Origin of the sequence: Micromonospora sp. NBC_01392 (assembly GCF_045040125.1) — a bacterium.
In the GTDB taxonomy this organism is placed as follows: Bacteria; Actinomycetota; Actinomycetes; order Mycobacteriales; family Micromonosporaceae; genus Micromonospora.
Window position 1 is genome coordinate 3,124,786 of record NZ_CP109549.1, and the last position, 12,467, is coordinate 3,137,252.

9 protein-coding genes are annotated in these 12,467 nt (G+C 71.7%); 1 reads left to right on the plus strand and 8 read right to left on the minus strand.

The features are described from left to right. Positions 1 to 5 precede the first annotated feature (5 nt). A complete protein-coding gene (locus OG767_RS14020; protein ID WP_405093787.1) occupies positions 6 to 3,296 on the minus strand; it encodes a discoidin domain-containing protein in 3,291 nt (1,096 codons plus the stop codon). A gap of 411 nt (positions 3,297 to 3,707) precedes the next feature. On the opposite strand from OG767_RS14020, the gene OG767_RS14025 reads away from it, so the two are divergent. Further along, a complete protein-coding gene (locus OG767_RS14025) occupies positions 3,708 to 4,754 on the plus strand; it encodes a LacI family DNA-binding transcriptional regulator (protein ID WP_405094218.1) in 1,047 nt (348 codons plus the stop codon). A 58-nt stretch (positions 4,755 to 4,812) separates the two neighbouring features. On the opposite strand, the gene OG767_RS14030 is transcribed toward OG767_RS14025, so the two are convergent. From OG767_RS14030 to OG767_RS14060, 7 genes are all read right to left on the minus strand, one after another. Further along, a complete protein-coding gene (locus OG767_RS14030; RefSeq protein WP_405093788.1) occupies positions 4,813 to 5,904 on the minus strand; it encodes a cellulose-binding domain-containing protein in 1,092 nt (363 codons plus the stop codon). A gap of 16 nt (positions 5,905 to 5,920) precedes the next feature. Further along, complete coding sequence (locus OG767_RS14035) at positions 5,921 to 7,171, minus strand: cellulose-binding domain-containing protein (RefSeq protein ID WP_405093789.1); 1,251 nt, start codon at positions 7,169 to 7,171, stop codon at positions 5,921 to 5,923. Positions 7,172 to 7,406: 235 nt separating this feature from the next. After that, positions 7,407 to 8,432: an SDR family oxidoreductase gene (locus OG767_RS14040; protein WP_405093790.1), complete on the minus strand. Its 1,026-nt coding sequence runs from the start codon at positions 8,430 to 8,432 to the stop codon at positions 7,407 to 7,409. 8 nt (positions 8,433 to 8,440) lie between these two features. Then, entirely contained in the window at positions 8,441 to 9,661 is a 1,221-nt protein-coding gene (locus OG767_RS14045; RefSeq protein ID WP_405093791.1) for a beta-ketoacyl-[acyl-carrier-protein] synthase family protein, read from the minus strand. After that, positions 9,658 to 9,909 (minus strand): acyl carrier protein, encoded by a 252-nt coding sequence (locus OG767_RS14050; protein WP_405093792.1) that lies wholly within the window; start codon positions 9,907 to 9,909, stop codon positions 9,658 to 9,660. Before OG767_RS14050 ends, OG767_RS14045 begins: the two co-directional genes overlap by 4 nt. A 13-nt stretch (positions 9,910 to 9,922) precedes the next feature. Further along, on the minus strand, positions 9,923 to 11,167 hold the full coding sequence (locus OG767_RS14055; protein WP_405093793.1) for an aspartate aminotransferase family protein: 1,245 nt from the start codon (positions 11,165 to 11,167) through the stop codon (positions 9,923 to 9,925). Then, positions 11,157 to 12,383, minus strand: coding sequence for an acyl-CoA dehydrogenase family protein (locus tag OG767_RS14060; protein WP_405093794.1), 1,227 nt, complete (start codon positions 12,381 to 12,383; stop codon positions 11,157 to 11,159). The genes OG767_RS14055 and OG767_RS14060 overlap by 11 nt, the downstream gene beginning before the upstream one ends. Between the last annotated feature and the right edge of the window lie 84 nt (positions 12,384 to 12,467).

Here is a 12,467-nt window from a genome sequence, read left to right on the forward strand (position 1 = left end):
GCGGTTCAGCTGATCTGGATCCGGTCGAGGTCCGGCGCCCAGCCGGCGGTGTTGCCGACGGTGAGGGTGTTCGCTCCGGCGGTCAGGTTCACGGTCACCGCAACCGTGGCGATGGTGTCCCAGCCGCCGCTGCTCGGGGCGTTCACGGTGACCGCGGTGCCGCCGTTGACGCTGATCTGCATCGACCTCGCCTCACCCGAGGCGTAGGAGACGACGACCGTGCGGGGGCCGGCCGTGTCCGCGGTGACGTTGTTGAACCGCACCGTGTTGGCGGTGCCGTTCCCGACGTAGCCGACCAGGGCGCCGCCGGAGGCGCCGGCCGACGATCGCGTCGCGGCCTGCCCGGACAGCGTGTTGCCGGTCGCCTCGGCCTCGTAGGAGGCGCCGGTCGGTGGGGGTGGCGTGGTGCCGCCCCGGCGGTACGCCTGCACCTCGGTCAGGCCGGACCGGGCGCCGGCCGCATGGGTCAGCAGCACCCGGATCCGTTGCGCGGTCACGGCGGTGAACCGGACGTCGTTGTAGTTGCCCTGCGGCGTGGCCGGCGTGCCGACCTGCGCGGTGACGTTCACCCAGCCGCTGCCGTCGTGGTACTGGACCTGGTACGACGCCGGCGGTCGGTAGGTGGTGCTCGCCGGCCGGCTGTCCTTGACGTACAGCCGGAGTTCGTCCACCGTCTTCGCCGAACCGAGGTCGAGTTCGTACCAGTCCTGGGCGTTTGACCCGCCCGCGCCCCAGAACGGCTCGTTGGTCGAGTAGCCGTCGACCGCCGCGGTGGGGCTGGTGCCGCTCGCGGTGCTCGATGTCGTCACGGTGGCGCCGGCGGCCAGGTTGGGCAGGGTGGCGGCCAGGTCCACTCCGGCCTTGGCGAGCAGGTCCACGGTGCTGGCGTCGCTGAGCACCACCTGGTTGGGGGCGCGCATGCCGGGCACCGGGGTGCTGAAGGTGACAGCGGCGGTGGCGCCGGGGAAGCTGACCGTGCCACCGGCCGGGTCGAAGACGAACGGGACCAGCTTGTCGACGGTGACGGCCCGGCTGCCGTTGAGGTAGATCGAGTAGCCCTCGGGGACGCCGGGGTACTTCACCACGCCGTCGGTCGGGTCGTCCCAGACGATGGTCAGGTCGCTGTTGCGGTAGCGGACGTTGTTGACCGTGAAGTTCGGCCAGCCGATGGCGATGGGGGACAGCTCGACCTTGTTGTCGTTGCGCGGTCGTAGGCCGGCCACGTCCTCGATCACGGTCCAGTTGCTGCTGCCCAGGATGTTGTGGTGGATCCAGGAGCGGTAGTCGATGCGCCGGCTGCCCGGGTTCCAGTCGGCCCAGAACTCGTTGGCGTCGGGCCAGCGGGTGTCGCCGTCGACGTACTGCGCCCAGACGTTCCAGTAGAGCAGCTTCTTGTAGTCCTCGGCGCTCATCCACTGGTTGGGGTACCTGCGCAGCACGGAGGAGTAGAGCCGGAACTGCACGGTCGAGTTGATGGTGGAGAAGTTGTTGCTGCCCGGGTTGCCGGCGGCCGCGGCGGCGGCCTTGTCCCGCTGGTTGGCGGTGTAGAACGGGAAGATCGGGTACTCCGCCGGGTCGGCGAACAGCCGCAGCGCCTGCTTGTACTGGTCTGTCGTCGGCATCAGGCCGACCGCGTACGGGTAGTAGTTGTTGATCTCCTTCCACGGGACGTGGGCGTTGGTGGCCACGTGCCGGTGCTCCAGCAGGTTGTCCGCCGGGTTCCAGAGCACGGTGACGATCGCGTTCTGGATCCGGGTGGCCAGGGCGCGCATCTCGGCCGCCTTGGTGGGGTTGCCGATCGCGTCGTACGCCTGGGCGGCGGCCAGCGCGCCGCTGTACTGGTACGCGCCCTCGGCCCGGTCCAGGTTGCCGGATCGCCAGTGGAACGAGACCGCGTCGGCGTCGTTGCCGGTCAGCGCGCCCCAGTCGTACTCGATGACGCCGTTGCCGTCGCGGTCGTAGTAGCCGAGCTGTCCCTTGACGTCGCCCTCGGCGTAGTGGGCCAGGCTTGCGGCGATGGCGGGCTGGCCACCGTGGAGCTGGTAGCTGCGCCAGGCCGCCTCGGCGATGTACTGGGTGTAGCTGTTGGACCAGTTCTCCGGGTCACCGGGGTTGTCCACGAAGCGGCCGCCCCGGGACACCTGGCCGACCGAGAGCCAGTCACCGTAGGCGTACTTCGGGTCGCGGAGGTACTTCAGGTCGTCGATGTGCATCGGCTGGGTCAGCGCGATCGCGTTGTTGTATCCCAACGCGCCCTCCACCGACGTCGGGAACTGGAACGTCTGCCCCGGGATGTTGGCGTCGAGGTGGTTGAAGCGCATCAGCCACCAGCGGTAGTAGATGTTCTTCTTGATCGCCGGTTCCGGCACGTCGAGGTAGGGGACGTTGTCGGCCCACCACTTGTGGTACGCGCGGACGTGCGTGGTGAACGCCGCGTCGGGGGTGGCGTCGCGGTAGGCGGTGTAGTCGGTGGCCGACTGCGGGATCTCCCGCGCGGTGAAGCCCATGACCACCTTCGTCTGCACGGTGGCGCCGGCGGCGATCGTGATCGAGCGGGTCAGCGCGCCGCCGGAGGCGGCGAAGCCGTCACCGGCGAGTCGGGTGGTGAGCGTGGTGAGGCCGTTCTTCACCCCGGTCGACCCGGTCAGCTCGGTGCCGCTGCCGGACGACGCGTACGGCGAGGTGGCCCGCAGGGTGAGCGTGGTCGACGCCGCGCCGGTGTTCCTGATGGACAGGTTGGTCACGGCGACGTTGTTGTCGGTGATGAACTTCGTGACGGTGGCCTGCACCGGGCCGCTGGCGTACACGCTGCGCCAGTGGCTGGGCGCCTGCCACCGCTGGCTGCTCTGCTCGGTGAACGTTCCCGGGCCCAGCGCGATCGAGTAGGCGGCGGCGTCGCTGATGCTCTCCCAGTACGCCACCCGGCCGCCAAATCCGATCACCGCCGGGTTGTGCTGCTTCATGAACAGCGCCCGGCCGCGCGTCATCAGGATCCCGCCGTCGGCGTCGGACGGGTCGCCACCGCCGGAGCGGGACAGGAGCCGGTCGATCCAGAAGTCGGTGCCCGACTTCTCCGCGTCGTAGATCGACTGCATCATGTTGCCGGTGGTGTAACCGACCGGCGGCTGCGGAACCGCCGGGCCGCCGAAGGTGGGATAGCCGATGGGCTGCGCGGCCTGCGCCGGGCTCGCGGTCACCGGGGTGAGCGCGGCCACGACCACCAGGGCGAGCGTCGCGCCGACGAGCCGCCGGGCCCGGGCGGGGGACGGATTTCCGGGAGAAGCCCACGTGTCCATGGGTGCTCACCGAGACCTTTCGTTGTCGGGGGACGGGGAACAGCGCCGGTGGTCGCCGCCCGGCCGTCGGACCACCGCTCGCCCGGCAGGCCGGCTGCCCCGCCGGCCTGACCGAAAACCTTTTCAGTAACATATCACCAGATCGGATCGTGTCAATGTATTCGATCGTCGCGACGCCGGTCCGGCCGGTGTCTGCGGCCCGTATCCGACTGACCGATGGCCGAAAAGCTTTCGGTACCCGGCCCGGCGGGTCCGCCCGGGGCGGGCCGCTGGGGGGCGGCGCGAACCGATTCTCGAAATCCTTTTCAAAATCCGGCCGTCCGGTATAGTCGGTACGCCTCGATGGCCCAGCCCCGGTCCGGCCCCGAAGGGATTCCGGTGGGTAGACGACGTTCGCAGTCGGTGACTCTGATGGATGTGGCGAAGCTGGCCGGCGTGTCGGTCGCCACCGCCTCGAAGGCGCTCAACGCCCGGGAGCAGGTCGCCCCGGCCACCCGCCGCCGGGTGCAGCAGGCCGCCGAGCAGCTCTCGTTCCAACCCAACGGGCTGGCTCGCGGGCTGATCTCCGGACGCTCCCACACCGTCGGGCTGCTCACCGAGACGCTCGGCGAACGCTTCGCCTTCCCGGTCCTCAGCGGAGTCGAGAACGCGCTGGGCAACGAGCGGATGTGCGTGCTGCTGTGCGACGCCCGCGGCGATGTCATCCGCCGCCAGCACCACATCCGTACGCTGCTCTCGCGGCAGGTCGACGGATTCGTGATCCTGGGCGACTCCAACGACATCCGGCCGTCGCTCCGGCGCGACCTGCCGGTGCCGGCGGTCTACGTCTACGGCGAGTCGGACGACCCGGAGGATCTCTCCCTCCTGGCCGACGACGAGGGCGGTGGGCGGCTCGCCGCCGAGCACCTCGTCTCGCTGGGCCGCCGCCGCATCGCGCACATCACCGGTCCGCAGACCTACCGGGCCGCGCGGGACCGGGTGGTCGGCCTGGAAGCGGTGCTGCGCGAGGCGGGCCTGCCGCTGGTCGGCGGCGGGCCCCGCTACGGCGACTGGTCACAGCGTTGGGGGCGGCAGGCGGCGGCCATGGTCATCAACACCTCGCCGGACACCGACGCCATCTTCTGCGGCAACGACCAGATCGCGACCGGCGCGATCGAGGCCCTGCGCGACCTCGGCCGGCGCACGCCCCAGGACGTGGCCATCGTCGGGTACGACAACTGGGAGGTCTTCGCCACCGACTGCCGGCCGCCGCTGACCACCGTGGACCTCAACCTCGAACAGCTCGGCGCCGCGGCGGTCAGGTACCTCTTCGCCGCCCTGGACGGCAACCCCGCACGCGGCGTCGTCCGGCACCCCGGACGCCTGGTCGTGCGCGACTCCACCGGCCCGGCGGGTGACCTCGGCGCGGTCGTCGCTCCCACCGGCCCGGGCCGGCTGCCGGTCGCGCCCCTGGGCTGACGGGCGGTCCTGCCTCGGCCGGCCCGCCCCGTCCGGGGGGCGGGCCGGCCGGCGGGCGTCAGGACAGGAAGGCGCCGTACGGGCCGGCGAGGATCTGGTCCTTCTGGGCCTGACTGAAGTGCGTGTTGGGGTAGTTGTAGAACGAGGCCGACATCGGGGTGCCGTCGGTCGAGGTGGAGTCCGGCAGGCCGAGCGCGTGGCCGAGTTCGTGCACCATGCCGCCGTACCAGCGGTTCATCGGGCCGTTCACGCCGGCCGCGCCGTCGGCGTCGTGCTGGCACAGGATCACCCAGCCACCGCCGCCGCCACCCCCGGCGCCCGGACCCTCGGCGCTGATCTCACCAACGTTGAGCCAGCGGTTGTCCGGGGAGCGCAGGCTCAGCTTGCGCATGAGCTCCTGCTGCATGTTGAACACCGACCACCAGTACCGCTCGGAGCCGTTGGGGGTGTTCTCGTACCAGGACTTGACGTTGTCGCCGTCGACCACCTCCACCACCGGGCTGTTCAGGGTGAACGTCCGGCCCAGCTCCTGCCGGTAGTAGCGCTGGGCCTCGCGCATCACGGCGGCGATGCCGTCCGGCCACCGTTGGTCGTACGCGACGTCCGAGGGCTTGAGCCAGTAGACGCGCACGGTCCGCACCGGCGGCGTGCCGCCGGGTGGGGAAGCGGTCACGGTCGGCGTGGGTGTCGGGTTGGCGGTCGGGGTCGGTGGTCCGGGGGTCGGCGACGTGCCGCCGGTGCAGGTGACCCCGTTGAGCGTGAACGTGCCCGGGACCGGGTTGGCGCCGTTGTTCCACGCCCCGTTGAAGCCGAACGACGCGGACGCGCCGGTGCCCAGATCACCGTTGTAGGAGACGTTTGTCGCGGTGGCCGTGGCGCCGCTCTGTGACACGGTGGCGTTCCACGCCTGGGTGACGGTCTGCCCGGCGGTGAACGACCAGCGCAGCGTCCAGCCGCTGATCGGGTCGCCCAGGTTGGTGACCGTCACGTTCGCGCCGAACCCGCCCGACCACTGGGAGCTGACCGCGTAGGCGACCCGGCACCCGGCGGCGGCCGCGTGGCCGGTGCCGCCGGTCGCCACGCCGGCGCCGGCCAGGACCACGGCGAGCGCCGTCGCCGCGAGACGGAAGGAGTTCCTTCGGGTACGCATCGGCTGACCTCCTCCGTCAGTAGCCGTATCGGCTCTTGAGGTGCCGCCACCAGTCGCGCAGCATCCAGGTGTCGAAGGCGGTGATCGTGGTGGCGCTGCCGGCCTTCATGATGAAGCCCTGGCCCGGCAGCGGATCCCAGTCGTAGAAGTCGTCGAGGCCGTAGGTGTGGCCGATCTCGTGCAGCAGGATGTGGATGTTGTCGCTGCCGAGGTTGCCCATGAAGTACTCGCGACCGATGCGTTGCCCCCAGTCGCCGCCGGCGCCGCCGGCGAAGCCGTCGGTCAGCCAGAGCGAGTGGTCGTAGTGGTGGGTGGCGCCACCCGGGCAGTTCGGGTACTGGCCGTTCTGGTTGAAGTACCGGCCGCACGGCTCACTGCACTGCGGCGCGTTCTCCCGGATGTTGTTGACGTAGATGTCGACCGAGTTGTCCGACCACTGCAACTGGTTGCGGTCCCGCACCGCCCAGCCGACCACCTTCACCGGCACGTCGGTGTAGGGGAAGCCGTTGTGGCCGGCCATCACGTTCATCCACTTCTGGTACTGGCGGGCCAGGGCGGCCTGGACCTGGTCGCGTTGGGCGGCCGTCACGGTGGCCGACGAGTCCCACCGTACGCAGTAGTTGATCGCGCCCCGGTTCGCGAAGAGCTGGTCCCACCCGTAGTTGCGGAAGCCGAGCGGGTTGCCGTTGTTGTAGGTCTGCTCCACGTGCCGCCACACCTGGTCGAGCGGGCCGACCAGGTTCGCCGGTGGGTTCCAGCCGGAGGTGGGGGGTGGCGTGGTGGGGCCGGCGGTGGGGGTGGGCGCCGGGGTGGTCGGCGCGGGCGTGGTCGGTGTCGGGGTGCCCGGCGTGCCGGTGCACGTCGTGCCGTTCATGGTGAACGAGGTGGGCGCCGGGTTGGACCCGGTGAAGGAGCCGTTGAAGCCGAACGACGCCGCGGCGCCGGTGCCCAGGAACCCGTTGTAGGCGGCATTCGTCGCGGTGACCCGGCTGCCACTCTGGCTGACGCTCGCGTTCCACGCCTGCGAGACCGTCTGCCCGGCCGCGTAGGACCAGACAAGCGTCCAGCCGTTGACCGGGTCACCGAGGTTGGTGACCGTCACGTCGGCGCCGAAGCCGCCGGACCACTGGCTGGTCACCCGGTAGTCGACGCGGCAGCCGGGCGCGGCGGCCTGCGCCCCGGTGACCACGAGGGCCGCGCCGGCGGTGGCGGCCAGCGTGGCGGTCAGGGCGACCGCCAGCCGTACGCCGCTTCTCGATGAAGCCATGGTTCTCCTCTCGGCCGGCGTGGCGGCTCCGGCCGACCGTCACCCCGGGATGCTCGAAACGGGTTCGTAACCCGACAATGCATCGACAACCATCGCTGCCGAAAAGGTTTTCGTCAAGGCGTACGCGATGCCGTGGGGGACTGCGCAGATTTCGTGGAGTTCGCTCAGCAACCGGCCGAGCAGGCCAAGGCCGACGGAGTCCCTGTTCGGGCCGGGCGTGACATGGCGATGGCCGTCACGGGGCCATGAGCCAGCCCTCGGTGGGGTGGCCCGCGCGGCGGGGCACCTGGTCCGCCCACCAACGGGTGGACGCGCGCACCACCTGGGCGGGGTCCGCCACCGGGAAGGTGGGCTCGAACGGTCGGCGCATTGCGGTGTACGCCTCGAACTGTTCGAGCAGGTCGGTGGCGCGCATCTGCATGGGGGAGAGGTGCTCGCGTACCAGCGGGAGATGCAGGCGTTTCCAGCGGTCCGGCGCGACGATCGGGGGGAACGGCACCGGTTCGCGTCCGCGCTGGCGTCGCCACTCGTTGATCTCGTCGAGGAAGGCCGACAGGAACGCGCCCATGGTCAGGCAGTCCCTCCCGGCGGCGATCACCTCGGTCCGCCCGCCGCCGGGCCGCAGGCAGCACGTCTCGAGCGCCGCGGCCACCTCGTCGACCGGAGCCACCTCGACATATCCGTCGCCGGCGCCGACGACGGCCGGCGCCAGGCCCGACACGAGGGCTTGGAAGAGCGTGTACGGGCCGGTGAACGCCGAGATCATCCCGGTGGACCGTCGACCGAGGATCAGCGGTGGTCGGACGATCACGCAGTCTCCGACGGTCGAGTCGGTGACGATCCGTTCACCGGCGGCCTTGGACCACTCGTAGCCGTTGCGGAAGCCGTCGTACTCGGGTCGTCCCGGCGCGTCGGTGGGTCCGGGTCCGTCGGCGTAGGCGGTCGACACGTGCACGAACCGGGTCCGGCCGGTGGCCAGGGCCAGGGCCGCGCGCAGGGTGTCGATGTTCGCGCGGGTGGCCTCGGCGCGGTCCATGGTCCAGCGGGTGGACGCCGCGGTGTGCACGATGACGTCCCACGGGCCGCGCAGTCGCGCGGGTGGGTCCTCCGCACCCATCACCCAGCCGACGGTCGGCGGTCCGCCGTCGGGTTCGGGGCGGCGGCGCACCGTGCGCACCACGTCGAACCGCGGGTCCCGGGCAAGTAGCCGGGCCGTCTCACTGCCGACGATGCCCGCCGCTCCCGTCACCAGGATGCGCATCGATGTTCCTATCGCTCGGGGGAGAGGACGAGGGAGCTGTTGTGCCCGCCGAAGCCGTAGGAGTGGCTGAGTACCGGCGTCGGGTCGATCCGGCGGGTCGATCCGGCGACGACGTCGATGTCGACATCGGGCTGTCGCAGGTTGCCCACCGGAGGGACCGTGCCCAGCCGGGCACACTCGAGAGCGACGATCGCCTCCATCGCCCCGGCCGCGCCGAAGAGGTGCCCGGTGACGCCCTTGCAGGTGGTGACCGGCGGGCAGGCGGCACCGAAGACCGTCCGGTAGGAGCGGGCCTCCGCGGCGTCGCCGGCCCGGGTGCCCGTGCCGTGTCCGTTGATGTGCCCGATCTCGGCGGGGTTCAGCTTCGCGTCGAGGAGGGCCGACTCGATCGCCTGGGCACCGCCCGCGCCGCTCGCGTCGGGAGCCAGCGGATGGTGGGCGTCGGAGGTGGTGCCGTACCCCAGGATCCGGCCGAGGACGGTGGCGCCCCGCGCCCGGGCACGGGTCTCCTCCTCCAGGACGAGGAACGCGGCCCCCTCGGCGAGGACGAGGCCGCTGCGGTCGGCGTCGAAGGGCCGGCAGGCCCGGCCGGGGTCGTCGGAGGCGGTGGCCATGACACCCAGGCGCGCCATCCCGGTCATGATGTGGGGGGTGACCGGCGCGTCCGTCCCGCCGGCCACAGCTACGTCCAGCTCGCCGTACTGGACCTTGCGGAACGCCTCGCCGATGGCGGTCGTGCCGCTGGCGCAGGCGGCGGCGTACGTCGTGGCGGAGCCGTGCGCGCCCAGCGTGAGGGCGAGGGCGGCGGCCGGGGAGTTGGGCATGGCCAGTGGCACCAGGAGGGCGGTGGTGCCGGTCGGGTCGCCCGCGGCCTCCCGTACGGCGAACTCCATCGGCGGCGCGCCCCCGCTGCCCACTCCCACGGCGACGCCGGCGCCGCGCAGGAGCGGGTCGCCGCTGAGGCCGCTGTGGCTGACGGCGGCCAGCGCCGCGGTCACCGCCATCTCGGCGGAACGGCTGTAGTACTTGCGCCGCCGGTCGGTCAGCCCCGGCACCGCGGCGAAGTCCGCCACCGTGGCGGCGAAGGGCACGGCGACGTTGTCGGCGACCAACTCGGGCACGACCGCGGCGACACCCCGGGCCCGGTCCAGTGCGGACAGGACGACGCCCACCGTGTTTCCGATCGGTGTGACCAGACCGAAGCCGGTCACCACCACCGACCGGGTCACGGCCGACCTTCCCGCAGGTGCTCCGTCAGCACCCGGACGAAGTCGTCGACGGAGACGATGTCGCGCAGGGTCTGCACCGGCAGCCGCCGCCCGAGCGACCGTTCGAGCCGGACACCCATCTCGGTCAGCTCCAGGCTGTCGACCTTGTAGGTCCGCACGAACGGCTCGTCGCCGGCGAGTTCGGTCGGGTCGATGCCGAGTACGGCGGCCACCTCGTGACGGACGATGCTGTCGATGGACGGTGACATGATGCGCGGCCTCCTATGTCTCGACGTCCCGCACCGCGCGGTCGAGCGCGGCGGAGATGAGTTGGTGGGCGGTGTCGATGTCGTCGAGGCCGGCGACCAGCGGCGGCATGAGTCGCAGGCACTCCGGTCGGCCCAGGCACGGCGAGACCAACAGCCCTTCCTGGGCGAGGTTCACCAGCACCTCGCCACCCAGGTGCGGGGTGGCGAACTCGATCGCCCACAGCAGCCCCCGCCCGCGCACCTGGTTGACCGCGTCCGGGTGTCGGGCGCGTAGGTCGGTCAGGTGCCCGGCCAGCCGCTCGGCCAGGTCGACGGCGTGGCCGGCCAGCCGCTCGACCTCGTCCAGGGCGGCCACCAGGGCGGCGCATCCGAGGGGGTAGGCGCTGAACGTGGCCGTGTGCTTGTACGGGTCGGCCAGCAGCGGCCGGTAGAGGTCATCGGTGCAGACGACCGCGGAGACCGGTACCACCCCGCCGCCGAGCCCCTTGCCGAACAGCACCGCGTCGACGGGCAGCTCGTCCGCGACGGCGACTGACGGCGCGAGGCAGCGGCGCAGCCCGCACTGGATCTCGTCGGAGATGGCGAAGGCGCCGGCCTCGTGCGCGGCGGCGCACCACTCGGCCAGCACGTCGCGATCCAGGGGGACGACGCCGCCCTCGCCCTGGACCGGCTCGAAGATCACCGCCGCGACGTCCCCGGCGCGTAGCCTGACCCGCAACGCGGCGGTGTCGGCCACGTCGAGGTGCTCGACGTGGCCGAGCAGCGCGTGCAGCCCCGCCCGGAACAGCGGCGTCGAGGTGGCCGACAGGGCGCCCAGCGTCTTGCCGTGGTAGCCGCCGTGGACCGCCAGCACGGTGGGGCGCCCGGTGGCCAGGCGGGCGAGTTTGAGTGCGGCCTCGACCGCGTCGCTGCCGTTGGCGCCGAGGTAGACCCGGGTCAGGCCGGCGCCGAGATAGGTGCCCAACCGGGTGGCGGCCGTGGCCGCGGCCGGGTTGGCCAGGGTCCGGGTGCTGACCGGCTGCTTGTCGAGTTGGCGGGTCACGGCCGCCAGCACCGCCGGGTTGCGGTGCCCCAGCAGGGCCACGCCGTACGAGCCGAAGTCCAACAGGGATCGGCCGTCGGAGGTCCGGACGCGACATCCCGCCGCGGACTCCTCGACCGCCCCCTGACCGATCACCTTGCCGGTGAGCGCGGCGGCCGGGGTGAGGTGCCGGCGGACGGCGCCGAAGGTGTCCGCCGCCACCGGGTCACGTCGCATCGCGCACCTGCCCGGCCGCGCGCACCGGGGTGTCCGAGAGGTCCAGGCCCCCGTCGATGCCCAGGTGCCGTCGTCCCAGGTACTGCCGGACGGCTGCCCGGGTCGGCGGGTGGTACCGGCTGGCCTGGGCGTCGCGCCACAGCCGGGACAGCCGAGCGCGTCGGCCGTACGACTGCCCGCCGCACACCTCGCCGAACGTGGCGACCGCCTCGGTGACGACGTCCACGGCCTCGCTCTTGAGCGCGAGCGCGAAGGGCAGCAGCGCGGTGGCGTCGCGGCCGGCGTCCATCTGGGTGGCCAGGGCGAGGCACGACGCCTCCAGGGTCAGCAGCCGGCTGAGCGCGCCGCCGGCAACTCCCTGGTAGGTGGGAAGTTGCGCGCGGGACCCGCCGGTGTGCACGACCCGGCCGCGGTGCAGCATCTCACCGGCGGCATCGGCCGCCGCCTTCGCCACCCCGAGGTAGACGGCGGTGGCGGTGAGGCAGAACCAGACGAGCCCGGCGTCGATCGTGACGTCCTCGACGCCCGCCCGTCCTTCGGTGAAGACCAGGTCCTTGGGCAGGTGTACGTCGTCGAAGACGACGGTGTGTGACCCCGACGCCCGCATGCCCATCGCGTCCCAGGTGCGGTCGACGGTGATGCCGGGGGCGTGCCCGGGGAGCAGGCCGATGACGAGGTCGCCGTCGGCGCTCTGCGCCTGGGTGCAGTACAGGTCGGCGACGCCCGCGAGTGAGCAGGGTGTCTTGCGCCCCTTCACCGTCCAGCCGTCGGCGTGTCGAACCGCCGTCATGCCGGCCCGCGACACGCTGCCGGCCAGCCCGGGTTCGGCGAACGCCGAGGCCACCAGTCTGCCCTGGGACGCGATCGCCTCCAACAGGAACCAGGAGGTGTCGGTGTTCCGCCGCCACTCCTCGACCATGATCCCGACGGAGAACACGTGCATGTTCACCGCGATGGCCAGACCGGGGTCGGCGCTGCCGAGAAGGCGCTGGGTGGCGCAGCACTCGACCAAGCCGGCCCCACGGCCCTCCATCTCCACGGGCACGGCCAGCCCGGGCCACCCGCATTCCCGGAGCGCGGCGACGCTGTCGAGATTCAGCTCCCCGTCGTCGTCGGACTTCGCGGCGCGACTCGCGATGCCGTCGAGTGTGCCGGCCGGCAGGAGCGCACTCACGTCCGGCCACAGGTAGTCGTAGTTCATTAGGGTATCGCTCACCCGGAACCCCTCCGATGATCACGCCTGCTCCATCGGAATATAGGACAGCGGGCCATCGGCATTGCTGAATGTTTTTCAGCAATA